Raw genomic sequence first — 24909 nt, forward strand, 5'->3', positions numbered from 1 at the left:
CCGGTCGCGCGCCTCGGCCGACAGCGATTTCGCCGTCCCCGGATAGAGCGGCGCGCCATCCGGATCGCGCGGCCACGCGCCGCCGGCCTCTCTCTCGGCGACCAGCCGCGCGATGTCGGCGCGGCTCTCGAAACTCGGATAGACCAGCCCCTGCGCCGACAGGCGGTCGATCGCCGCGCCGTAGGCGGCAAAATGCTCCGACTGCCGCCGCACCGGGGTCTCCCAGGTGATCCCAAGCCAGGCGAGATCCTCATAGATCGCCCGCTCGAATTCCGGTCGGCAGCGCGACGCGTCGATATCCTCGATCCGCAGCAGCAAGCGTCCGCCCGCGTCACGCGCCAAATCGTGGTTGAGCAGCGCCGAATAAGCGTGGCCGAGATGCAGGTGGCCGTTCGGACTCGGGGCAAATCGGAAAACGGGTGGCGGCATCAGATCGAGCCGATGCGACGAAACATGTCGGAGGCGGCTCCTGACTCCCGTTCCAACCGCTCGACGACCATTCGGTAGAACCGTCCGGCCTCCAGCATCATCTCCTCGGAGGTCTCTGCCCCGCCGTTCTCGAACGCGTTACGTGCAATTTCGAACTCCGAATCGATGAAGCTCGCAACCGCAGGCGACAGCGGCGTGGCTCCCAGTTCGTGCGTGACAGCCTTGCGGGCCATAAGTTCACGCACTTCCTCCGCCAACTCCGCCGGAGGCGCGCATTCCGCCATCAGTGTGGGGAAATGCATCGGTGCCACAGCCTCAGTCGGATGCATCCGCAGCCAGCGCAGCGCCGCCGCCGGCCGTAACGCATAGAAGACCTTCTTCTGCGGAATGCTGCTCTCGTCAGCGAAATAGACCCTGCGCTGCCGTTCACCGAGATGCAGGTAGTGGCGGCAGATCGCCTCCCGGCTTGCCGCATGCCGTGCAAACGCGAGAAAGCTGTCGCGGAACCAAGCCTGCCCGCGATAGACCACAGGAGAGCACAGCCATTCCACAATAACCGCGTTGCCTTTCAGCAGCAGTTGGAGCGCCTTGCGCAAATCCCAACCGTTCGCGTCCAGATCGCCCTCAAGCGGAAGCTCGATCACGTCCCGCACCGTCCAGGGCGTAATGTGATCGATGGCGCGGCGGACATAAACGAAGCGGCAATCGTAGTCGCTATCGGGTGACGAAAAGCCCCACGCACGGCTCCCACTCTCGACAGCCAGCGGCAAGTAAACGTGGTGTTCATACGCGATGCGATCGAGCATCGCATCGATCGCCGCAACCTTTCCTGCGTCCATGTCGGCAGGAATGCTTCTCAAGCTCATCGAGCACTTCCGAAATCAATGAATGTTGTCATACTCTGAAATCTCCTGAACCGTCCACAAGGCGTGGAGCCCGAGCTGTTGCGAGCGCCCGTCTGAGGAAGCCATCCCGCAATGCTGATTCATCTCCAAACCCAGGCCGACCTCGACGAAGCGGTCCAGAAGCTGGTCGACCAGGACCGTCGCCTGCGCCCGATCCTCGAATCGACCGGCATGCCGGCGATCCGGCAGCGGGAGCCCGGGTTTCCGGGGCTTGCCGCGATCATCTGCGGCCAGCAGCTCTCGACCGCGAGTGCTGCGGCGATCTGGGGACGCGTCAGCAAGGCGTTCGATCCGTTCCACCATGAAGCGATCCGCAAGGCGCGCGCCGACCGGCTTGGCCGGCTCGGGCTATCGGCGGCCAAGATCAAGACGCTGAAGCACATTGCGCGCGAGCTCGCCGAGGAGCGGCTGAACCTCGACGTGCTCGCCAACGAGGAGGCCGATGCCGCGCACAACACGCTGACCGCGCTGCCCGGAATCGGCCCGTGGACCGCCGACGTCTATCTGCTGTTCTGCCTCGGCCATGGCGATGCCTGGCCCGCGGGCGACCTCGCCGTGCAGGAGGCGGTCAAGGTCGGGCTTGGGCTGAAGGAGCGGCCGACGCCGAAGCAGATGGCGCCGCTTGCGGAGCCGTGGCGCCCGCTGCGCGGCGCCGCCGCCCATCTGTGGTGGGCCTATTACCGCGTGCTCAAGAATCGCGAGGGTGTGATCGCCGGTGCGAAGTAGAGTGTCGTCAAGAAAAACGCACCAATGGTATGATCGCGTGATATAGCATCAGCAACGGATATTTATTCAATTTGCCTGCCTCGCCCATTTTGCACACCCAGCACATCCTTCCTGCAAGGAGGACAGACCTGGTTTCTCTCCGCATCCCGCTGACGCTTCTCTCGATATCGCTCGGCGCTGTCGCCGCGGTCTGGTGGTGGCTGGGCATCCCGGTCAACCTGGTGCGCGCGCCGATCGATCCGAACGATAAGGTTCAGTGCATCTCCTACGCCCCGTTCCGAAACAATCAGACATCACTTTCGCCGGAAACGCAGGTCTCGCCGGAACAGATCGCGGAGGATCTCGCCCAGCTTGCGAAGATTTCCCACTGCATCCGGACCTATGCGACCGATCTCGGTCTCGATCAGATTCCCGGACTCGCGGCCAAGGCCGGGCTGAAAGTCATCCAGGGCATTTTTCTCGACCGGGACCGCAAGAAAAACGCGGCGCAGGTTGAAACGGCGATCCGCCTCGCCAAGGAATACCCGGACACGATCATCGCGCTCGTGGTCGGCAACGAGGTCCTGTTACGCAAGGAGATGTCGGCGTCCGACCTCGCCGCCCTGATCCGCTCGATCAAGGCGCAGGTCTCGATCCCCGTCACCTATGCCGACGTCTGGGAGTTCTGGCTGAGCAACCGCGAGCTGGCCGACGTCGTCGACTTCGTCACGATTCACATCCTGCCGTACTGGGAGAATATTCCGATCGCAGCGGAACACGCCGCCGCGCACGCCGACGAGATGCGCCGGCAGGTCGCGGCGGTTTTTCCGGGCAAGGAAATCTTCATCGGCGAAATCGGTTGGCCGAGCGAGGGACGGATGCGCGAGTCCGCGCTGCCGTCGCGCATCAATCAGGCACGGGTGGTCTCGGAGGTGCTCGACCTTGCCCGCCGCGAGCATTTCCGCGTCAACCTGTTCGAGGCCTATGATGAAGGCTGGAAGCGCGAGATCGAGGGCACCATCGGCGGATCCTGGGGCCTGTTCGATTCCGAAGAACGCACGCTGAAATATCCGGCTGGCGTGCCGATCAGCAATTTTCCGTCCTGGAAATTGCAGATGGGCAGCGGAATGGCGCTGGCGATCCTGGTGTTCGGCGCGGCATGGCTGACCTTGCGCCGCAAGCCGAGGACGCCCGGATTCGCATCATGGCTTGCGGTCGGAGTATCGGCGACCACCGCCGGGATCCTGTTCGGGGTCGCCGCCCAGCGGATGATCTATGAAAGCTACGGAACGGGCGGCTGGCTTATTTGGGGCTCGCTTCTGGTGGCGGCAACCGCCTCGCCGGTGTTCGGCGCCAACGCCCTGATGTCGGGTCGCGCACCGCCCAGTTTCCAGGAGTTGTTGGGGCCGAAGGGCTACCACACCGAAACGGTTCTGGTGACGTTGCACGGATTGGCCCTGATCGTCACCGTCGTGATCGGGACGGCGGCGGCCGTCGGCCTTGTGTTCGATCCGCGCTTCATCGATTTTCCGTTTGCGCCGCTCACCATGGCGGCGGTGCCGTTTGCAGCGATGACGCTGCTCAATCCTCCTACGAAGGGAATCCGCCCGCTGGCGGAATCGATCTTTGCCGGCATCTTTGTCGGAGCCGCCGTCTATACGCTCCTCAACGAAGGGCTCGAGAACTGGCAGGCGCTGTGGACTTGCGCGGTCTTTGTCCTGCTTGCGGTGACGCTGTGGCGGGCGCGGACCTGAACCTGCGTTCTAGCCGCGCAGCCTGACGCGGTCCTCGCGCGCGCAGTCGGTGACGAAGCCGATCACGGCCCGCACCGAGGGAAGCTCGACCAGATCGGGATGGGCGAGCAGCCAGAGATCGGAGAGGCTCGAGAGCTTTTGCGGCGCGACCCGAACCAGATCGGGATAATCGGCGCCGACCAGGCAGGACAGCGCGCAAATCCCGAGCCCGGCCCGCGCCGCCGCCAGCATGTCGCCCTGCGAGGAACAACGCATCACCAGCGTGCCCTGCCGTGTGATGACATCGCTCCACCGCGCCAGCCGCACATTCGAGGCTTGGTCGGCAAACCCGATCACGCTGTGGCCTTTCCATTCATCCGGCCGCTCAGGAAGCTTGCGCCCGGCCGCATAGAGGCGCGAAGCATAGAAGCCGGCGCCGAGCCGCCCGATCCTGCGGCCGATCAGGTTCTCGTCTCCCGCATCGACCGGCCGCAGCACCACGTCGGCCTCGCGGCGGCGTACGCTCGTCGGAAACGGATGGGTGATGATCTCCAACTGGATGTTGGCATGATCGCGCAGGAACGGACCGAGCCGCGGCATCAGCCAGTGCGCGGCAAGCGTCGCGCCGATCGAGAGTTTCACGACGCCACGGGCTTGCTCACCGGTCGCAGACGCCGAGGCTTCCGCGCGCAAGGCCGCCGCGGCCATCGCTTCAGCGTGCTCGCGGAACTTGCGGCCGTGCGAGGTCAGTGACAACCCATCGTTGGAACGCGCGAACAGTCGGGTCCCAAGCTGCTTCTCCAGCGCCGCGACGTTGCGGCCGACGGTGGGGTGGCTGATGCGCAGCCGCCGGGCAGCCGCGGCGAGGCTGCGCGTCTCCGCCACCGCGACGAACGTCTTGCAAAGCTCCCAGTCCATGCCGCTCGCCTTCCCAGCGCGCCACCGTTCATTTCTGGCCTATCTGCCGTTCAATATTGAACGTCATAACGCAGCCGTCCAGCCTTATATTGCCGCGCAAGAGAGCCTGGCGCTCCAGCCATCACAACGCATCGCGATCCGCTCCGGCTACCCGGCCGGGCGGTCCACCCATGGAGGATCCGAGACATGTCGCTGCCTGCTTCGCTCGCCAACAAGCTTGAACTGCCGGTCGTCGGCTCCCCGCTGTTCATCGTCTCGGGACCGGAGCTCGTGATCGCGCAGTGCAAGGCCGGCATCGTCGGCTCGTTCCCGGCGCTGAATGCCCGCCCGGTCGAGAAGCTCGGCGAGTGGCTGACGCAGATCGAGAACGAGCTCGGCGAGTACCAGGCGCTGCATCCGGAGAAGAAGGTCGCGCCCTACGCGGTCAACCAGATCTGCCACGCCTCCAACGACCGGCTGATGCACGACATGGAAACCTGCGTGAAGCACAAGGTGCCTGTGATCATCACCTCGCTACGCCCGCCGTCCGAGATCGTCGAGGCCGCGCATTCCTATGGCGGCGTGGTGTTCCACGACGTCATCAATGTGAAGCACGCGCGCAAGGCCGCCGAGCAGGGCGTCGACGGATTGATCCTGGTTTGCGCCGGCGCCGGCGGCCATGCCGGCACGCTGTCGCCGTTCGCGCTGGTGCGCGAGGTCAAGCAATGGTTCAAGGGCACGATCCTGCTGTCGGGCGCGATCTCCGACGGCTGGAGCATCGCATCGGCGCTCGCGCTCGGCGCCGACCTCGCCTATGTCGGCACCCGCTTCATCGCCACCGAGGAAGCCAACGCCGACATCAGGTACAAGCAGGCGCTGACCGAATATGCTGCGCACGACATCGTCTATTCGAACCTGTTCACCGGCGTGCACGGCAACTACCTCGGACCGTCGATCGCGGCCGCCGGGCTCGATCCGGCCAACCTGCCGGTCGCCGACAAGACCAAGATGAATTTCGGCTCCGGCGGCAACACCAAGGCCAAGGCCTGGCGCGACATCTGGGGTTCGGGCCAGGGCATCGGCCAGATCGTCGACGCCCCGCCGGTCGCCGAGCTGGTGGCGCGGCTGAAGGCGGAGTACACCGAGGCCCGCAACGATTTCCTGCGGGCCAGCGCCTGACCTTGGACGATCGCCTGGAGAAGCGCAGCATGATCATCAGCGGCGACAGACAGATCAGCTATGGCGACATTCACGCCCGCATCGCGCGGGCGGCCACCGGCTTCCGCGCGCTCGGCGTACGCGACGGCAAACCGGTCGGCATGATGCTGCGCAACGATTTTGCGCTGTTCGAGGTGGTCGCGGCCTCAGCCGCGCTCGGCAGTCCGGTGGTGCCGATCAACTGGCATCTGAAGGCCGACGAGGTCGCCTACATCCTCACGGACAGCGGCGCCGACACGCTGGTTTGCCACGCCGACCTGCTGCCGCAGATCCGCGACGGGCTGCCGCCGGGAATCGCATTGCTGGTTGTGACCACGCCACCCGAGATCGCCACGGCCTATGGCGTCGCACCGGCGCTCACGCGCGTGCCTGACGACCTGACCGATTGGGACATCTGGCGTGAGACGCACCAACCGCTGGCCGACGCACCGATCGGCGCAGCGCCGATGTTCTACACCTCGGGCACAACCGGACTGCCGAAGGGCGTCAAGCGCAAGCCGATGCGGCCCGAGCAGCAGGCGGCGGCCGCGCGCGTCGGGGCCCTCACCTACGGCGTCAAGCCGAACGAGGACCAGGTGATCCTGATGAACGGCCCGATGTACCATTCGGCGCCGCACTCCTATGGCATGCTCGCCTTTCGCAACGGCTGCACGATCGTGCTGGAACCGCGCTTCGATCCCGAGGATCTGCTGCAACTGATCGAGCGCCATCATGTCACGCATATGCACATGGTGCCGACCATGTTCGTGCGGCTGCTGCGGTTGCCCGAGGAGACGCGCCGCCGCTACGACCTGTCGTCGCTGCGCTTCATCGTGCATGGCGCGGCGCCCTGCCCGGTCGACGTCAAGCGGGCGATGATCGAGTGGTGGGGACCCGTCATCAACGAATATCTCGGCTCGACCGAGACCGGCATCCCGGTCTGGCACTCGGCCGCCGAGGCGCTGGCCAAGCCCGGCACGGTCGGCCGCGCGATCGAGGGCGGCATCGTCAAGATCTTCCGGCCCGACGGCACGCAATGCGACATCGGCGAGCCCGGCGAGATCTTCATGCGCCAGACCGCGATCTCGGATTTCGATTACCATGGCAACGCCAAGGCGCGCGCCGAGGCCGACCGCGACGACCTGATCAGCGTCGGCGATGTCGGCTATCTCGACGCGGACGGCTATCTGTTCCTGTGCGACCGCAAGCGCGACATGGTGATCTCGGGCGGCGTCAACATCTATCCCGCCGAGATCGAGAATGCCCTGATCGGAATGGCAGGCGTCCGCGACTGCGCGGTGTTCGGCGTTCCCGACGACGAGTATGGCGAGCGGCTGTTCGCCTGCGTCGAGCCGGAGGCAGGCAGCGCACTGTCGGCTGCAGCGATCCAGGATTTTCTGCGCGGCAAGCTCGCCAATTTCAAGGTGCCGCGCGACATCCGCTTCATGGACGCGCTGCCGCGCGAGGCGACCGGCAAGATATTCAAGCGCAAGCTGCGCGACCTCTACCGCGAGGGTCAGCTCAGCTGAGCAGGGCGACCGCGGAACAAACGGCGTTTGAAACTTAGTTGCTGTTGCAAAAGGCCGGCAATCGACGCAACGATGCGCCCGCATCCGAAGCTGGGATCATCGCCATGAACTCGACCGACTTCATCGTCATCCGCAACGACCTGCGGCAGTGCAAGGTGATCGAGACGCAGCTGCCCGATGCCGCGGCGCTGCCGGCCGACGCGCTGCTGGTGAAGGTCACCCGCTTCGCCTTCACCGCCAACAACATCACCTACGCCGTGATCGGCGAGCAGCTGAAATACTGGCATCTGTTCCCGGCGCCCGAAGGCTACGGCATCATCCCGGTATGGGGCTTTGGCGAGGTGCTGGCCTCGAAGCATCCGGCTGTCGCAGCCGGAGAAACGCTGTTCGGCTATTTCCCGATGGCGACCCATCTGGTGATCGAGGCGGCCGACGTCAGCAAGCGCGGCTTGCGCGATGGCGCCGCACACCGGCAGGAGGTCTCGCCGGTCTACAACAACTATGCCCGCGTCTCCGGCGATCCCACTTATGCCGGCCGGCAGGGCGATTTCCGCGCACTGCTGCTGCCTTTGTTCATGCTGTCGTTCCTGGTCGACGACGCCCTCGCCGAGAACGCGTTCTACGGCGCACGCCGCGTCATCCTGTCGTCGGCCTCGAGCAAGACCGCATTCGGCCTCGCCCATCTCCTGCACAGACGCAGCATCCCCGTGATCGGGCTGACCTCCAAGGGCAATGTCGATTTCGTCAGCTCGCTCGGCTGCTACGACGAGGTCGTCACCTATGACCAGGTCGCCACGATCCCGTCGGCCGAGCCGGTTGCCTATGTCGACATGGCCGGCAACAGCGCGCTGCGCGAGAGCCTGCACCGGCACTTCGGCGCGCAAATGGTCTATTCCGGCCGGGTCGGCCTCACGCATCGCGCGAGCGAGCCGGACGAGCCGACGCTGCCCGGCGCCAAGCCGGTGTGGTTCTTCGCGCCGGACCAGATCCGCAAGCGCGCCAAGGAATGGGGTCCCGGCGGCATCGACCAGCGCTTCGGCGCCGCATGGACGGAGCTCGTGCCGCATCTGCCCAACTGGCTCGATGTCGTCGAGCGCCGCGGCCCGGCCGCGGTGCGCGAGGCCTATCTCGATACCCTGCAAGGCCGCGTTCCGCCGGATCAAGGCTTGATCCTGTCGCTGGCCGAATAGGCGCTATCCCGTCACGCCCTTTCTGCAGCCTCGCCAATGGGTATAGGCTTGCAGCCAAGGGAACGCCGCCAAGAAAATGTCACCAAGCGGCCGATGACGAGAAACGCCCAATGCTCGACAAGACGGACGATATTTCGGTCGCCGCCGACAATTGGCTTGTGCAGTTCGAGGATGCGCTGGCCGGCCCCGACGATGTGCTGCTGAAGCCGCTGTTCCATCCCGACAGCTACTGGCGCGACGTGCTGGCGCTGAGCTGGAACATCCAGACCGTCAGCCGCGCCTTTGCCATCATCGAGGAACTGCCCGCGCATGCGCGTCGCACCGCGCCGTACGACTTCCGCATCGATGCCGATCGTGCCGCGCCGCGCCGGGTGATGCGCGCCGGCACCGACGCGATCGAGGCGATCTTCAAATTCGAGACGGCCATTGGCCGCGGCCATGGCATCGTGCGACTGATCGCCGACGCAGCCGATGGCGACCGCTTGAAAGCCTGGACATTGCTGACGGCACTCGAGGAGCTGAAGGGCTTTGAGGAGCAGCAGGGCCACAACCGGCCGCGCGGACAGGCCCATTCCCGCGACTTTCGTGGACCGAACTGGCTCGACCTGCGCAAGGCATCCGCCGAATATGCCGACCGCGATCCTGATGTGCTGGTGGTCGGCGGCGGACAGGCCGGGCTTGCGATCGCCGCGCGGCTGCAAGCGCTCAAGATCGACGCGCTGATCGTCGACCGCGAGGCGCGCGTCGGCGACAATTGGCGCAAGCGCTATCATGCGCTGACCCTGCACAACCAGGTGCAGGTCAATCACCTGCCTTACATGCCGTTCCCGCCGAACTGGCCGACCTACATCCCGAAGGACAAGCTCGCCAACTGGTTCGAATCCTATGTCGACGCGATGGAGCTGAACTTCTGGACCGGTACGGAATTCGCCGGCGGCAGCTATGACGACGCGCAGGGTCGCTGGAATGTCGAACTGCGCCGCGCCGATGGCTCGACACGGAAGATGCAGCCGCGCCATGTCGTGATGGCAACCGGCGTCAGCGGCATCCCCAACCTGCCCGATATCCCTGGCCTGAAGAATTTTGCCGGCAAGGTCATGCATTCCAGCCGCTACGAGGACGGCGAGACCTGGATCGGCAGACGTGCGCTGGTGGTCGGCACCGGCAACAGCGGCCACGACATTGCGCAGGACCTGCACTCCTCCGGCGCCGAGGTGACGCTGGTGCAGCGCTCCTCGACGCTGATCACCAATATCGAGCCGTCGGCGCAGCTTGCCTATGCCGCCTACAATGAAGGGACGCTCGAGGACAACGATTTGATCGCGACCTCGATGCCGCTGGCGCTCGCCAAGCGCAGCCACGTGCTGATCACCGAGCAGTCGAAGGAGCTCGACAGACCGCTGCTCGACGGCCTGGCGCGCAAGGGCTTCAAGCTCGATTTCGGCGACGGTGGGACGGGTTGGCAGTTCAAGTACCTGACCCGCGGCGGCGGCTATTATTTCAACGTCGGCTGCTCCGATCTCGTCGCAAGCGGCGCGGTCAAACTGCAGCAATTCGCCGATATCGAGACTTTCGTGAGCGAAGGCGCGCGGCTGAAGAACGGCGAGACGATGGCGGCCGACCTCATCGTGCTCGCGACCGGCTACCGGCCGCAGGAGGAGCTGGTGAAGAAGCTGTTCGGCGAGGCGATGGCCGCGCGCGTCGGCCCGATCTGGGGCTTCGGCGACGGCCAGGAGCTGCGCAACATGTACACCCGCACGCCGCAGCCCGGCCTGTGGTTCATCGCCGGCAGCCTCGCGCAATGCCGCATCAACTCGCGTTATCTCGCGCTGCAGATCAAGGCGATCGAGGAAGACCTGTTGCCGCGCGACGTCGGGCCGGTGGCGAGCCTACCATAACCGATCGTCATTCCGGGGCGCGCGCAGCGCGAGCCCGGAATCCATCAAGCCACAAACTCTGCGGATAGATGGATTCCGGGCCTGCGCTACGCGCATCCCGGAATGACGAAAGCAAGGAGACGAGTCAATGCCAACCATCCTCGGCACCGGCGAGCACCGTTATCGTGTCGTCGAGAACTTCGCGAGATTGCCCGATGGCTGGAGCCTGACGGATGTCGCCTCCGTCGCGGTCGACAGCAAGGACCGCGTCTATGTCTTCAATCGCGGCGAGCATCCGATGGTGGTGCTCGACCGCCAGGGGAATTTCATCCGGAGCTGGGGCGAAGGCGTGTTCTCGCGCGCCCACGGCCTGCACATCGACGCCGACGACAATCTCTATTGCACCGATGACGGCGACCACACTGTGCGCAAATGCTCAACCGACGGCAAGGTGCTGCTGACGATCGGCATCCCGAACAAGCCGGCGCCGTTCATGAGCGGCGAGCCGTTCCACCGCTGCACCCACACCGCGCTGTCGCCAAAGGGTGAGATCTACGTCTCGGACGGTTACGGCAATGCCTGCGTCCACAAATACACGCCGGACGGCAAATTGATCAAAACCTGGGGCGAGCCCGGCACCGATCCCGGCCAGTTCAACATCGTGCACAACATCGCGACCGATGCCGACGGCTTCGTCTACGTCGCCGACCGCGAGAACCACCGTGTCCAGGTGTTCGACGGCAACGGCAGATACGAGACGCAGTGGAACAACCTGCACCGGCCCTGCGCGCTATGCTGCTGCGGTGGCGGCAAGCAGCCGAACTTCGTGATCGGCGAGCTCGGCCCCGGCATGGCGGTCAACCGCAAGGTGCCCAATCTCGGCCCGCGGCTGTCGATCGTCGATCACACCGGCAAGCGCATCGCCCGGCTCGGCGGCGAGCACGGCCCCGGCGTCGAGACCGGCAAATTCCTGGCGCCGCACGGCCTGGCGCTGGATTCGCGCGGCGACATCTATGTCGGCGAGGTCGGCGTCACCGACTGGAAGACCAGCTTTCCGGACACCGAGATGCCCGCCGCGGTGCGCGTGACGCGGTGCCTGCAGAAGCTGGAGCGGGTGACGGGGTAGCGTCGAGTACCACCCTCACTCCGTCACCCTGAGGAGCGCGCATTGCGCGCGTCTCGAAGGGTCGACGGCCCGGCTGGTGGCCGTGCATCCTTCGAGGCTCGCTGCGCTCGCACCTCAGGATGACGGGTCTAACAGCTTTGCGACGGGCCAGATTGCCGCCGAAAATCAAACCTCGCCGATCACCTCGCGGCGGCGCTGCTCGGATTCTTCCGCATAGCGCCGCATCGCGTGGGCTTCGGTGAGCAGGCCGATCGGCCGCCGGTCGCCATCGCCCTCGATCACGGCGAGCGACTCCGCTTCGGCCGCATCGAACACCGCGATCGCCTCCTGCACGTTCATGCCGGGATGCAGCACCACGTCGGCATAGCGCAGGATGGCGGCAAGATCCTTGCCGGCCTCGAGATCGGGTGCGTGCGCTTCCGCCACCAGCGCCAGCCCTGCGTAGCGTCCCTCGCCGTCGAGCGCGACGACCTGGGTCTTCGAGCCCGGCGGAAATTCCTCGCGGAACGCCTCGATCGGCATTGCCGCGGCGACCGTGATCATGTCCTGGCGCATCATCTTGCCGACGGTGAGATCGCGGATCCAGCCGATATCGGCGGCGCTGCGGATGGTCTCGCCGCGCAGATGCAGCCGCCAGGTCGCGAACGAATAGCCGAACAGCTCGCGCGTGATCGTGGTCGAGATGATGACCGCGACCAGCACCGCGGTGGTGAGCCAGAGGTTGCCGGTGGATTCCAGCGCGATGAACGACATCGTCAGCGGACCGCCGATCACCGAGGCCGACAGCGCGCTCATGCCGATCACCGCATAGGCATTGGGATCGAGGTTGAGCCCCGGCCACACAATGTCGACGCCGGCCGCAAACAGCCGGCCGCCGAGCGCGCCCATGAACAGCGTGGCGAAGAACAATCCGCCGCGAAAGCCGGAGCCGAGCGAGACGATCGAGGCGATCGCCTTCAATACGAACACGCCGGCGATGAAGGTGAGCGGCATCGCCACGATGCCGGCGAAACGCAACGCGCCGTGGCCCGACGACATCACCTGCGGTGTCAGCAGCGCCATCGCGCCGACCGCAAGCCCGCCGAGCGCCGGCCGCAGCGGCGTCCAGAGCCGGGTCTTGGTGAGCAGCGCCTCGCACAGCGTCACCCCGCGCATGATCGCAATGCCGGTCAGCGCTGCGACCATGCCGAGCAGCGCGGCAATCGCAAGATCCCGCCCGAGCACGTCGCCGACGGTTCCGACACCGACGCCGAGCGGCAGCGGCTCGAAGGCATGGGCGACGAAGTATCCGGTCACCGCCGCCACGCCGACCGGGGTCAGGCTCGCCGGCGTGTAGCCGCCGATCACAAGTTCGAAAGCATAGAATGCGCCCGCCAGCGGCGCGCTGAAGGCCCCGGCGATCGCCGCCGCCGCGCCGCAGCCGACCATGATTCGCTGGTCGTTGCGGCGGAGGTGAAAGCCGCGGCCGAGCGAGGCGGCCAGGCCGCTGGACAATTGTGTGTAGCCGGCCTCGAGCCCGACCGAGCCGCCGACGCCGCTCGACCAGATCGTCTGCAGCGCCACGATCACGCTGCCGCGGAACGACATTCGCCCGCCATACAGCGCGTTGGCCTCGATCGGGTCGATCTCGCGGGCCGGGCGGACCCGGAGCAGCAGCAGGAACGCAATTCCCAGCAGCAGGCCGCCGACCGTGGGAACCAGAAGCGCACGCACCGGATCGATGCTCATCTGGCTCGACAGCCGTTCGCCCAGCGGGATATTGAACAGCACCGAATGCAGCACCGTGACGAGGCTGCTCATGACCGCCACCACGAGGCCGCCAATGGCGCCGATCAGCACCGCCAGCACCACGAGACTCGTCTCGTGCGCGCGGACGAATGCACGCAACCGGCGCGGGGCCTCGAGATAGCTTGTGGTCGTGGTCATCGGCAGGGGTCCGTCACTGGCCGAGGGGTTTGCGGCTCCCTTTACGGGCCTCGCGGGCAGGAGGCAATCGGGGCAGGAACATGGCAGGGGACGGCGGATAAGCTGCTCATTGCTCTTCACAATCCCGTCACGCTGCCTGTAGTATGTGAGTGCATGCTGCTTCGCAGCTAATGGGAGTCAGGAGCGTTATTTGAACGCACATGTCTCACAAGGCGGTTGGCCGGTGCTGGTGCTGAATGCGGACTTCCGGCCGCTGAGTTATTACCCGCTGTCGCTCTGGTCCTGGCAGGACGCGATCAAGGCGGTGTTCCTCGATCGTGTCAACATCGTCGAATATTACGACCGGGCGGTCCGAAGTCCGTCCTTCGAAATCCAGTTACCGAGCGTCGTATCCCTCAAGTCCTTCGTCAAGCCGACCACCCACCCCGCCTTCACCCGGTTCAACGTTTTCCTGCGCGACCGATTCAGCTGCCAATATTGCCTGTCGGCCGACGACCTCACCTTCGATCACATCATCCCGCGCAGCAAGGGTGGCCAGACCACCTGGGAGAACGTCGTCGCCGCCTGCTCGCCGTGCAATCTGCGCAAGGGCAATCTGACGCCGCAGCAGGCCAAGATGTTTCCGAAGCAGACGCCCTATGCACCCACCGTGCATCAGCTCCACCGCAACGGCCGGCTGTTCCCGCCGAACTATCTGCACGAGAGCTGGCTCGATTATCTCTACTGGGATACTGAGCTCGATCCGTAGATCAATCGGCGGCTCAGGGACCGATTCGAGCACAGCATTACCCGCCTGCATGTTCTGGAAGCGCTGCCGGCCGCCATGCGGGGCACTCGGGCGCTGGCTGCCCCGGCGGGAGGAGTTGTCCGGCCAGGACCACGCCGAATATTGCAATCGCCGCCATCGCTAGCGTCCAGCTGACATATAACTGGTGACCGATCAGCGCACCGCTCAGCAGCGGCGCGCAGATGTTGGCGCCCGACATCAGCGATTGGTTGAGGCCCATGATCATGCCTTGCCGGTTGATCGCCGTGCTGCGCGACAATTCGGCGGTCAGCGTGCTGCGTGCGAACATCATGCCGACGATGATCAGCGTCAGGAAGGCCACAAGCAGGCTGATCCGCTCTACGAATGCCAATCCCGAAAGCCCGATCGCCATGCAGGCAAACGCGGCCAGGACAATGACCCGGTCAGACGCGAAAATGTTCGCACGCGTGATCAGGAGGCATTGCACGACCATGTTGATGAAGCCGGCATAGGCGAATACGGCGCCGAGCTCGCGTGCGCCGAAGGAATGTCCATCCCAGCTGAACCGCGCCGACAGGAACAGGCCGATCTGCGACAGGAACATCGAATTCACGAAGAAGAACACGATGAGCAGGCCGAGCACGCGCCACGCATAGCGTAGCCCGACGATCATGCGCGCCGGCGTCGGCTCGGGCACCCGCTGCTGGTAGAGCGGCTCGGCGGCCGGATGGTCCGGCGACAGCAGAACGATGGTGGCAACAATGCTGATCAGGGACAATGCCGCGGCAGCCCATACCGGTACGGTGTCGCCGTAATGGACAAGGAGGCCCGAGAGCGCAGGGCCGACCAGCAGGCCGGTCCCGATTGCGCCGCTGGTCATGCCAAGCGCCTGCTTGCGGGCCTGCGGCGCACTGTGCTCGGCCGCATAGGCGTGAGCCACCGAGATGTTGCCGGATGTCAGCCCGTCGATGATCCGGGCCAGGAACACAAGCGTCAGATTGCCCGCAACGGCGAGCAAGACGAAGCCGATGCAGGTGCCAATCTGACTCACGACCAGCACGTTGCGGCGGCCGTAGCGGTCGGAGAGCACGCCGACAATCGGACCGGCGATCAGCTGGCAGACTGCATAGACCGAGATCAGCGCGCCGATCACGAATGGCGTCGCGCCAAGCCGTTGCGAGTAGAACGGCAGCAACGGCAGGATGATGCCTAATCCCGTGGCGTCCACGGCCACGACGATGAAGGTCGGGAACAGCGCAAGGCTGCCCTCGCCCCGAAATTCTTCGCCCGTTCCTGCCGTGGAGCTCTTGCCCATTGCCGCTTGCTCGATCGCTTTTGCGTGATAACCCGGACTATTCAAGGTTATATAGTTGCATCCTAATAGTTCGTATCCTATCTAATTTGCATGCCTCCTTCGCAATCCCATATCCACGCCGAGATCGGCCGCCTGATCACCTGGCTCGCCCGGATCTGGCGTCGCGAGTCGGATCAGGCGCTATCCGATCACGGCCTGTCCTACGCGACGGCGATTCCGCTGCTGGTGCTGTCGCGGCAGGGAGAGAACGTCCGCCAGGGCGTGCTGGCCGACGAATTGGGGATCGAGGGGCCTTCACTGGTGCGGCTGATCGATCTGCTCGAGTCTGAAGGGCTGGTCGAGCGTCGCGAGGATTCGACGGATCGGCGCGCCAAGACCCTGCATCTCACCGCGCCCGGCGATACCAAGGTCGAGGAGATCAACCGGGTGCTGCGCCGCGTGCGGGCCAGCCTGCTGAAGGATATCGGCAGCGAGGAACTTGCGATAACCTTCGAGACGCTCCAGCGCATCGAGCAACGGGCGCGCCGCCTGCAGGACGCCAACACTACTGCAGCCAAGACCGCTCCGGCCAGGACTGCTCAAGAGGCGAAATAGTCATGCGCGCGGAAGAGCCGTTCCTGGTCCGCCACGCGGACCTCATCTTCGCGTTGAAGACGTTCGCCGCGTCGATGCTGGCGCTCGTCATCGCATTGGCGATTGATCTGCCGCGCCCCTATTGGGCGATGGCGACGGTCTACATCACGTCACAGCCGCTGGCCGGCGCGACGAGCTCAAAGGCGTTCTTCCGCGTGATCGGCACCCTGGTCGGCGCGACCATGACGGTCGCCATGGTGCCGAACCTGATCAATGCGCCGGAGCTGCTGTGCCTCGCGATCGCGCTCTGGGTCGGACTCTGCCTTTATCTGTCGCTGCTCGACGGCACGCCGCGCAGCTATGTCTTCATGCTGGGCGGATACACCGTCGCGCTGATCGGCTTTCCGTCGGTGGCCGCGCCTGGCAGCATCTTCGACGTCGCGCTGGCGCGGGTCGAGGAGATCTCGCTCGGCATCATCTGTGCGAGCCTGGTCTCGACCGTGGTGTTTCCCCGCAGCGTCGCGCCGGCGGTCGGCGGCCGCGTCAGAAGCTGGCTATCGGATGCGCGACGCCTGTCCCGCGACGTGCTGCTGGATCGCGGAACCAGCGAGACGCGCCGGGCCCAACGCCTCCGCCTTGCGACCGACATCGTCGAGATCGACACGCTGGCGACCCATCTCGCCTATGACAGGTTGGCCGACGTCGGCACCGTGCGTGGCCTCGGAGAAGTCCGGCTGCGCATGCTGATGCTGTTGCCGATCATCACGTCGATCGAAGACCGGCTTGCCGCACTCGGCGAGGCGGCCCTGCAAAGGCAGCCGGAGCTCCGGCGGCGGATCGACGATCTCGCGGCATGGATCGTCGACGATGATCGCCAGCGGCAATCTGGCGAGCAGATCCGCGCCGCGATCGCCGAGCGGCAATCCGCGCTCGACGGCGTCGCGCCGCGCGAGCGCATCATCACGATCAGCCTGCTGCTCCGGCTACGTGAGCTCGTCGACATCTCGGCCGACTGCCGCGCAGTGGGCGATGCGATTGCCGCGGGCCAGGATATCTCCACCGTGCCGCTGGCGTTCCACCCGGAGTTGGGGGCTGCGCCGGTCCGTCATCGCGACCACGGCATGGCGCTGTGGTCGGCCGCGGGAGCGGCGGTCGCTATCCTGATCTGCTGCGGCCTGTGGATCGCGACCGGGTGGGCCGATGGCGCCTCGGCGCCGATGATGGCGGCGGTCGCCTGCTCCTTCTTTGCAGCGCAGGATGAGCCGGCGCGCAGCATCCGGGCCTTCGGCCTGTTTTCGCTGGTCGCCATCGTCGTCGTCGCGATCTATCAGTTCGCGCTGGTGCCGGGCATCTCCCATATCGAGGTCCTGATCGCCGCGCTGGCGCCGACCTTCCTCTTGTACGGTTTCCTGATCGCGCGGCCCAAGACCGCGCCGATCGGCATGGCCCTCGCCGCCAACACCGCGACGCTGCTCGCGCTGCAATCGACCTACAGCGCGGATTTTGCCAGCTTTGCCAACACCTCCGTCGCCTTCTTCATCGGTGTCGTCATCGCCGAGATCGTGACGCGGATCGCGCGCGGCGTCGGCGCCGAATGGATCGCCAAACGGCTGATGACCTCGAGCTGGCAGACGCTCGCTGTCGCTGCCGAGCGGCGCGGCCGCGGCGATCGCGCGCAGTTTGCCGGCCTGATGCTGCATCGGCTCGGACTATTGGTTCAGCGTATCGCCTTCATCTCCGAGAGCGACCGCCGCGATGCCGACAGCCTGGTGCAGCTGCGCATCGGGCTCAACATCATCGACCTCAGGCGAGCCCGTTACGGCCTCGCCGCGTTGACCGTGCGTGCCATCGACGACATGCTGGACGACCTCGCGGCGGCGTTTCGCGCCCATGCGGACGAGGCAATGCCGACCGAACTGCTGACATGCATCGATGCGGCGCTGACCGCCGTCGTCAAGGATCCCAATGCGCGTGCGCGGGACCATGCGTTGCTCGGCCTCGTCGGTATCCGCCGCGGCCTGTTTCCGGATGCACCCGCGTATCGATCGCAGCCCGAGGAGAGTTTTGCTGCATGAGGTATGAGATCGACATCTACGGCGTACTGGTCCCGGCGCTGCTGCTGTGGCTCATCGTTGCCTACGCGCTGAGTGCCGGGATCAGCCGGATCATGCAGCGCTTCGGGCTCTACCGGCTGGTCTGGCATCGCGCGCTGTTCAATTTCGCACTGTACGTATGCCTCTTGGGCGTCGTCGTTTATCTTTCGGAGTTTCTGCCATGAAGGGGAATTTCGCCTGGCTCGGCCGGGTCGCGCTGACCGCGATCGCGCTCGTCGCCGCGCTCGCCGTCGCTCACGGGCTCTGGGTCTATTATATGGAATCGCCCTGGACCCGCGACGGCAGGGTCCGCGCCGACGTGGTTCAGGTTGCTCCCGATGTATCCGGCTTCGTGACCGACGTGCTGGTCAAGGACAATCAGCAAGTGCATCGTGGCGATATCCTGTTCCGGATCGATCGGGCACGCTTTGCCCTGGCATTGCAGCAGGCCGATGCCGCGGTCGCCGGTCATCGCGCGACGCTGGATCAGGCCGAATCCGATCTCAAGCGCTACAGCGCGCTGACCACCGATGCGGTGTCGCAGCAGAAGCAGGAGCAGGTTCTGGCCACGCAGTTGCAGGCCAAGGCCGCCTACGATCAGGCGGTCGCCGATCGTGCCGTCGCGCAGCTCAACCTGGATCGCAGCGAAGTACACGCATCGGTGAACGGCACCATCACCAATATGGACCTGCGGCCCGGCGCCTACGTCACCGCGGGCAAGGGTGTGATGGCCCTGGTCGACAGCGATACGCTGCATGTGGAAGGCTATTTCGAGGAGACCAAGCTCGCGCGCATTCGCGTCGGCGACAAGGCAGAGGTCCGTCTAATGGGCGAGCCGGTCCGGCTCACCGGACATGTCGAGAGCATTGCGGCGGGCATCGAGGATCGCGACCGCGGACAAGGCGCGAACCTGCTCGCGAACGTCAATCCGACCTTCAGCTGGGTCCGGCTCGCACAGCGCGTCCCGGTACGCATCGCGCTCGATCGCCTGCCGGATCGGATCGCGCTGGTCGCCGGCCGTTCGGCAACGGTCGAGATCATGAACTAGCCGGCCGCGCCGCACAGGCGGCTACGGCCTCAAGCCGGCGCCCTTGCTGCGGCCTCCGTCAGCAAGCGCGTCTACGGCACGCCGTAACGTTTGAAATCGTCGCCGATGCCGTCTTGAATAGCCTTTGCCGCCGAGATGTCGACATTGCCGCCGGCCTTGTCGCCCTGTTTCAGCTTGGCCAGCCCGCGTCCATAGAGCGCGCTGGCCAGCTTCGGATCGATGCGAAGCGCGGAACTATAGTCGTCGACGGCCGCGCGCAGCTCGCCGGTCTTCAGATAGATCAGGCCACGTGAGTCGTAAGTCGCGGCGTCGGCCGACCCCGATTGCAGCGCCTTGTTGCAATCCTCCAGCGCCGCCTGCAACTCGCCGAGGATAGCCCGGCTCCAGCAGCGTCCGTTCCACACGCCGTCGAGCTTCGGCTCGAGGCGAATGGCCTGATCGTAATCCTGCGCCGCGCGGTCATATTCGTGTTTCTTCAGATAGGCCCGGGCACGGTTGGCAAAGGCTTCGCCGTAGTTCGGGTTGAGCTTGATGGCCTGATCGAAGGCATCGGTCGCGCGGTCGTAGTCGCGTTTCCTGAAATAGGCCACGCCACGGTTGTTGAACGGCTTGGTGTAGGTTGGATTGAGCTCGATCGATCGATCAAAATCCCGGATGGCGCGGTCGTAGTCCGCCTTGGCGGCATAGGCATTGCCACGGTTGTTGTAGGCGATCGCGAGGCCGGCCGGCGTCATGTCCTGCTCCGCATCGATCAGCGCCGTGCACGCACCAATGCGCGTGTCGGCCTCCGCGTGGTCGAGGCCGCTGCACAGCTCGATGTTCCGCAGATAGTTGCTCTTTTGCTTCAGGTTCTGCGCGACCGCCGGCGATGCAAGCAACAGCAGGATCAGAAGCGGCGCCAAGCCGCCATTCCCCTCGGAACCTGCACGAGGCTTCATGTCGGGCTCCGGTCTTGACGACGCAGCATCGCTGATTTCCATGAGAAGCCGCTCACGGCCGCCGCCCTGCTCGCCTAGCACCCTCGGCAAATATTCGGATTGAACCTGTGGGAGGTGCCTTGCTCGGGCTGCGGCGCCACGCGCGTTGCCGGCTTCCTGAGCAGCTTGCTCTTACCCTCTTCCACGAGCGTCGCGAACCTGACGGTTCCATCGTCAGATATTTCGATACGCGGCGTGGTGCCTCGAATTCCCATCGTCGCGGCGGGGGTGTCGATCTTCATGTCACCGGTCTTCGCGACGTTGCCTGCAACGAACGTGAACGTTCCGTTGGCCAGCTTGAACAACGTGGAATTCGATTTTCCGTTCGGGTCGTATACGAACTCGGTCATGGTCATCTTGGCGTTGCTCGACAGGTTGAACGAGGTGCCATCGGTGAAGTTGATCCCGACCCGTCCATCGGCTCCGGTCTGCACCACGTCGCCCATATAGACGAGGTCGCCGACCTTCGCCTGGGGCAATTGATCCGACAGCGCGGCCTGAACGACGGCTGCGCTTGGATGTTCGATCGTGACCGAACCGGTGGCCATCACGACCTTCCCGATGGACTTCGCCGAGGAATTCTGAATGGCGGGTTGGGCCGGCTCGGTTTGCGCGTGCATTTGGCCCGGCATGAAAATGGCGAGCGCGAAGACGAAGCTTGCGAGCGATTGAATAACCAAATGAATGCGCACGATCCCCTCCCTTTCGAGAAGATCTTGTGGTGTCACGGCGTGATGGCGATCTGGATCGCCCGGCCGAAACCGCAGGACCTTTCGTGCCAAACGAGTTGCAGAAAACAGGCCTAAAGGCCTGACGTAGCTCGAATAAGAATTAATATCTGGACAATTTACTCCGTAATTATACTATTATTCTAGTGGGGCTGCACCCCGCGATAAAGGACAGTCATTCTGCCCTTTTTGCGGTTGCTTTGTGCGGTGCTGGAATTCGATTTGCACTTCCGAATTTAGTTTCAATCAGGACGTTTCGGCGGACAAGCCTATGGCTACCGGTGCGGGGATTTTGACCTCGCGGCGCGAATGAGCCAGACCAAAAAAAATGCGGCACCACCTTCTGCCTGAGCTGTTCAGCAGGCGAAAAGCCAATGTCAGTTGCGTCCGGCGTCGCGTTCGGGGACGCGTGCACGGCCGTCTTAGGCCGCCTGCCCCGAGTGGTTGGCATTGTTCAGGCGGCGATCGGCCGCAGCACCGTCGCGCGTGCGCGCGGCGTTGCCGGCCTCATGATGGCCGGCGATCCCATTCACCAGGGTGACGTCATCGAAATCGCAGCCGGCGGGCGGGCCGAGATCCGCTTGCTTGACGGTACCGTGCTCAATTTGCCGGCTGGCACACGCCTAGAGTTGGGCAATTTCGCGCACGTGTCCGGCGGCGGCTTGGGCCTGTTCGCAAAAGCCAGAAGCATCTTGCGCATGATTGGCAGCCGGCTGGCAGGGTCAAGCGTCCTGGCGGCGGACACGCCTGTTGGCACCATTCGCGCCAGCGGCCTCGGCATGTTGTCGTTCGCCGCGCTGACCCTCTCGCTTTTGGAGGACGCCCGGGCTGCGGAGCCGAACGTCACGTTCCTCGACGACGACAACATCAACTACAAAGACCTCCACCACGGCATATTCGAGCTCGTGACCAAGGAGGCCAATCCCCGGCATATCATCGTCGATGATCCCGGACAGACGATCATCCTGACCGCAAGAGGGTCGTCGGTCAGCGTGAGCCAGGTCACCAATAGCCCGGCGCACATGGAGGAATTGCGGGACGCGCAGCAGGAGGCGCTTGCCAATTTCGAGAAGGGATCGGGATCAAAAGGTTCCAGCACGCCCGCCTATCAAGGGTCGCCCCTGCTGCAACCGATCAATTTCACTGCGCCTGACCCTTCGCAGGCGCCAAATCAGCTCGCACCTCTGCCGGTGGTCCCCCCCGAGTTCATCGTCACTTTCAAGCCGCCACCACCGACACCGCCCAAGCTGACTTTCGGAGCTGCGCCGTCACTGACGCTGAGCACGACGCATCTGACGGCGACGGAGCTGGACGACAACATTGCCGGTTCCGCGCCGAACGTCGCGCTGACGACGACATCAGGGGACTTCTCGGTGAAATTCGCCAGCGCACAGGACGCGGCGGGCGCGACGGTCAGCTATGCGCTGACAATCGGCGGCGGCAACGGCATGGCGTCGGGGGTGATCGACTCGCACACCGGCCTCGCCGACGTGCTGGTTCTGAACAGCAACACCGTTGAAGGCCGCGTCGGTTCGGCCGGCGGCACGCTCGCATTCACCATCACGCTCGATCCAGCCACGGGGTACGTGACCTTCACCGAGTACCGGGCGGCGATGGCGCCGCCTGGCACCAACACCGACGACAACGAAGCCGTGTCACTGGCGACCGGAATCGTAACCCTGATTGCGACCGTGATAAAGGACGGCCTCTCCCAGGATGTGACCCTCGACCTCGGCAGCAGGTTGACCTTCATCGAAGATGACCCAAGCATCAGCACAAGCGGAACAGCTCCCTCGCTGATGCTGAGTGAGATGCATCTGACGGCAACGCCGCTGGACGACAACATCGCCGGCTCTGCACCCGATGCAGCGCTGACGACGACCTCCGCCGACTTCTCGACGGCATTCCACACGGTCCAAGGCGCAGGCGGCGCGACGATCAGCTATGCGCTGACGATCGCGGGTGGCAGCGGGACCGCGTCGGGCCTGATCGACTCCCACACCGGCCTCGCCGACGTATTGGTTCTGAATGGTAGCAGCATCGAAGGCCACGTCGGTACGACCACCGGCACACTGGCGTTCACCATCGCGCTCGATCCGCTCACCGGGCAAGTGACCTTCACCGAGTACCGCGCCGTGAAGCAGCCGCTCGGCACCAGTCCGGACAGCGGGGAAGCTGTGGCGTTGAACGTCGGCCTCATAAGCCTGGTCGCGACGATCACGGACAAGGACGGAGATTTCCGGAGCGCGAGTATTGACCTTGGCAAGCAGCTCACGATCACGGACGACGGCCCGAGCATCAAGGCGAGCGGGACCGCGCCATCGCTGCCGTTGAGCGAGTCACATCTGACGGCGACGGCGCTGGACGATCACATCGCGGGCACGGCGCCGGATGCAGCGCTGACGACGACGTCAGCCAATTTCTCGACGGCGTTCACCTCGGTTCAAGGCGCCGACGGCGCGACCGTCCGCTACGCGTTGACGATCGCCGGCGGCAACGGCACCCCGTCGGGCCTCATCGACTCGCACACCGGCTGCGCCGACGTGCTGGTTCTGAATGGCAACACCATCGAAGGTCATGTCGGCAACACGAACGGCACACTGGCGTTCACCATCACGCTCGATCCGGCCACAGGGGGCGTGAGGTTCACCGAGTATCGGGCGGTGGAGGAGCCGTTTTGCACCAGCCCCGACGACACCAATGGCGTGTCGCTTGCGGCCGGTATTATCGGCCTGACTGCAACGATCACGGACAATGACGGCGACTTCCAGAGCGCCAGTATTGATCTCGGTAAGCAGCTGTCGATTACGGAAGACAATCCGACAATCGGCGGCTTCCCGGTGACCGTCATCGCCGCTCACGACAATCAGGCCGCGACCGGCACCTACGATGTCAATTTCGGCGCGGATGGTGAGGCGGCAATGCACGTCGCCATCCACGACGGCGAGGTCGGCAGCACGGGATATGACCTGGCGACCTCAAGCCTCGGCGAGGGCGTCACCTCTGCGCATGTGACCGGACATGGCGATGACTACACGTTCTACTATTCGACTCATGCGGCCGGTGGCGGCGTCGAACTGGACGCCTACCGTACGGATTCAGGCGGTACGCTGTGCGATCCGCTCTTTGCACTCCTGATCAATCCGGACGGCACCTATTGCTTTAATTTCGAGAAGGTCGAGCAGTTGAAGGACGTCACCGTGACCGGCTCCGATTTCGGCGCCTCGGACGGCGGCTCGCCGCAACTCACGGCTCCGGACGCACAACTCGTTGTCACAGGGTCTGACTGCGCCGGTCATCCCATTGACGTCACGGCATCGAGCGACGGCATCGCGGTAGGCGATGACGGCCAGCAAATCGACCCCACCGAGCGGCTGAATCTCGCATTCACCGAGAAACAGTCACAGGTCGATTTCACTCTCGCACACTGGCAGGATTGCGGCACTGCGACGCTGACTTTCAAGGTACTCGATGGCAGCACCTGCGTTCACGACTTCAGCATCTGTGTTCCCAAACCAGCCAGCGGCTGCGCCGGCATCGTAGTACAGGAAACGAATAACACGTCGTTGATCAACACCTACACCTTCGACAACGCGACGCAGACATACACGCTCTACGTTGGAAAGGCGTTCAATCAGGTTCAGATCGACTATGATCGAGCGGAATCCGGCCATCCCACCTTCACGGTCAACAACATCACCTACGACGAGAAGACGAGCATTCCGAGCACGGACCTTCTGTTCGATGTATCCGCCGTTGACAAGGACGGCCATTCGGCCACGACCGGCCTTCAGGTCGACATCCAGGGCGCGACACATGCCCTGCCATTCGCCCCCGGTCCGGAAAGCGACGCGCTGGCCGGCGGCAACATCGTTCCAGATCATGTACGACATGATCTGATCATTTAGTGGCC

At 64.6% G+C, this 24909-nt stretch carries 20 protein-coding genes; 13 read left to right on the forward strand and 7 right to left on the reverse strand.

What is annotated here, in order from left to right; all coding sequences use genetic code 11:
* A partial coding sequence (locus tag H8A95_RS15360; RefSeq protein WP_229183899.1) for a glutamate--tRNA ligase family protein occupies window positions 1-429 on the reverse strand: 429 nt, incomplete at its 3' end.
* Window positions 429-1295, reverse strand: a complete 867-nt coding sequence (locus H8A95_RS15365; RefSeq protein WP_229183900.1) for a nucleotidyltransferase domain-containing protein — start codon at window positions 1293-1295, stop codon at window positions 429-431. The genes H8A95_RS15360 and H8A95_RS15365, both read right to left, overlap by 1 nt.
* Before the next feature lie 111 nt (window positions 1296-1406).
* Between H8A95_RS15365 and H8A95_RS15370 the strand changes: the two genes are divergently transcribed.
* Complete coding sequence (locus H8A95_RS15370) at window positions 1407-2060, forward strand: DNA-3-methyladenine glycosylase family protein (protein WP_229183901.1); 654 nt, start codon at window positions 1407-1409, stop codon at window positions 2058-2060.
* Window positions 2061-2188: 128 nt separating this feature from the next.
* Window positions 2189-3793: a glycoside hydrolase family 17 protein gene (locus tag H8A95_RS15375; protein ID WP_420839394.1), complete on the forward strand. Its 1605-nt coding sequence runs from the start codon at window positions 2189-2191 to the stop codon at window positions 3791-3793.
* A 9-nt stretch (window positions 3794-3802) separates the two neighbouring features.
* Here the strand turns inward: H8A95_RS15375 and H8A95_RS15380 are convergent, their stop codons facing one another.
* The gene (locus H8A95_RS15380; protein WP_229183902.1) at window positions 3803-4690 is read right to left on the reverse strand and encodes a LysR family transcriptional regulator; all 888 of its coding nucleotides are present in this window, start codon (window positions 4688-4690) and stop codon (window positions 3803-3805) included.
* Between the two features lie 186 nt (window positions 4691-4876).
* Here H8A95_RS15380 and H8A95_RS15385 point away from each other — a divergent pair, with 186 nt between their 5' ends.
* From H8A95_RS15385 to H8A95_RS15405, 5 genes are all read left to right on the forward strand, one after another.
* Window positions 4877-5848, forward strand: coding sequence for an NAD(P)H-dependent flavin oxidoreductase (locus H8A95_RS15385; protein ID WP_229183903.1), 972 nt, complete (start codon window positions 4877-4879; stop codon window positions 5846-5848).
* Between the two features lie 29 nt (window positions 5849-5877).
* On the forward strand, window positions 5878-7395 hold the full coding sequence (locus H8A95_RS15390) for an acyl-CoA synthetase (protein WP_229183904.1): 1518 nt from the start codon (window positions 5878-5880) through the stop codon (window positions 7393-7395).
* 104 nt (window positions 7396-7499) lie between these two features.
* Window positions 7500-8585: a DUF2855 family protein gene (locus tag H8A95_RS15395; protein ID WP_229183905.1), complete on the forward strand. Its 1086-nt coding sequence runs from the start codon at window positions 7500-7502 to the stop codon at window positions 8583-8585.
* Window positions 8586-8695: 110 nt separating this feature from the next.
* On the forward strand, window positions 8696-10483 hold the full coding sequence (locus tag H8A95_RS15400; RefSeq protein WP_229183906.1) for a flavin-containing monooxygenase: 1788 nt from the start codon (window positions 8696-8698) through the stop codon (window positions 10481-10483).
* A 127-nt stretch (window positions 10484-10610) separates the two neighbouring features.
* Window positions 10611-11588 carry a peptidyl-alpha-hydroxyglycine alpha-amidating lyase family protein gene (locus tag H8A95_RS15405; RefSeq protein ID WP_229183907.1) on the forward strand — a complete coding sequence of 326 codons (978 nt, stop codon included), beginning with the start codon at window positions 10611-10613 and terminating at the stop codon, window positions 11586-11588.
* Between the two features lie 165 nt (window positions 11589-11753).
* Here the strand turns inward: H8A95_RS15405 and H8A95_RS15410 are convergent, their stop codons facing one another.
* Window positions 11754-13514 (reverse strand): chloride channel protein, encoded by a 1761-nt coding sequence (locus H8A95_RS15410; RefSeq protein ID WP_229183908.1) that lies wholly within the window; start codon window positions 13512-13514, stop codon window positions 11754-11756.
* A gap of 190 nt (window positions 13515-13704) precedes the next feature.
* Between H8A95_RS15410 and H8A95_RS15415 the strand changes: the two genes are divergently transcribed.
* Window positions 13705-14262: an HNH endonuclease gene (locus H8A95_RS15415; protein WP_139486795.1), complete on the forward strand. Its 558-nt coding sequence runs from the start codon at window positions 13705-13707 to the stop codon at window positions 14260-14262.
* 37 nt (window positions 14263-14299) lie between these two features.
* Here the strand turns inward: H8A95_RS15415 and H8A95_RS15420 are convergent, their stop codons facing one another.
* Window positions 14300-15577 carry an MFS transporter gene (locus tag H8A95_RS15420; RefSeq protein ID WP_229183909.1) on the reverse strand — a complete coding sequence of 426 codons (1278 nt, stop codon included), beginning with the start codon at window positions 15575-15577 and terminating at the stop codon, window positions 14300-14302.
* A gap of 90 nt (window positions 15578-15667) precedes the next feature.
* On the opposite strand from H8A95_RS15420, the gene H8A95_RS15425 reads away from it, so the two are divergent.
* From H8A95_RS15425 to H8A95_RS15440, 4 genes are read left to right on the forward strand one after another with little or no spacing between them, the layout of a single operon-like run.
* On the forward strand, window positions 15668-16171 hold the full coding sequence (locus H8A95_RS15425; RefSeq protein WP_229183910.1) for a MarR family winged helix-turn-helix transcriptional regulator: 504 nt from the start codon (window positions 15668-15670) through the stop codon (window positions 16169-16171).
* A gap of 2 nt (window positions 16172-16173) precedes the next feature.
* Complete coding sequence (locus H8A95_RS15430) at window positions 16174-18225, forward strand: FUSC family protein (RefSeq protein ID WP_229183911.1); 2052 nt, start codon at window positions 16174-16176, stop codon at window positions 18223-18225.
* On the forward strand, window positions 18222-18428 hold the full coding sequence (locus H8A95_RS15435; RefSeq protein WP_163157577.1) for a DUF1656 domain-containing protein: 207 nt from the start codon (window positions 18222-18224) through the stop codon (window positions 18426-18428). The genes H8A95_RS15430 and H8A95_RS15435 overlap by 4 nt, the downstream gene beginning before the upstream one ends.
* Window positions 18425-19291 (forward strand): efflux RND transporter periplasmic adaptor subunit, encoded by an 867-nt coding sequence (locus H8A95_RS15440; RefSeq protein ID WP_229183912.1) that lies wholly within the window; start codon window positions 18425-18427, stop codon window positions 19289-19291. The genes H8A95_RS15435 and H8A95_RS15440 overlap by 4 nt, the downstream gene beginning before the upstream one ends.
* A 71-nt stretch (window positions 19292-19362) precedes the next feature.
* Here H8A95_RS15440 and H8A95_RS15445 read toward each other — a convergent pair whose 3' ends face one another.
* Both H8A95_RS15445 and H8A95_RS15450 read right to left on the reverse strand, forming a co-directional pair.
* A complete protein-coding gene (locus tag H8A95_RS15445) occupies window positions 19363-20229 on the reverse strand; it encodes a tetratricopeptide repeat protein (RefSeq protein ID WP_229183913.1) in 867 nt (288 codons plus the stop codon).
* A gap of 74 nt (window positions 20230-20303) precedes the next feature.
* On the reverse strand, window positions 20304-21050 hold the full coding sequence (locus tag H8A95_RS15450; protein WP_229183914.1) for a FecR family protein: 747 nt from the start codon (window positions 21048-21050) through the stop codon (window positions 20304-20306).
* A 320-nt stretch (window positions 21051-21370) separates the two neighbouring features.
* On the opposite strand from H8A95_RS15450, the gene H8A95_RS15455 reads away from it, so the two are divergent.
* Window positions 21371-24904, forward strand: coding sequence for a DUF5801 repeats-in-toxin domain-containing protein (locus H8A95_RS15455; protein ID WP_229183915.1), 3534 nt, complete (start codon window positions 21371-21373; stop codon window positions 24902-24904).
* The last annotated feature ends 5 nt before the right edge of the window (window positions 24905-24909 follow it).

The sequence above is a fragment of the Bradyrhizobium oropedii genome (assembly GCF_020889685.1).
Taxonomy (GTDB): domain Bacteria; phylum Pseudomonadota; class Alphaproteobacteria; order Rhizobiales; family Xanthobacteraceae; genus Bradyrhizobium; species Bradyrhizobium oropedii.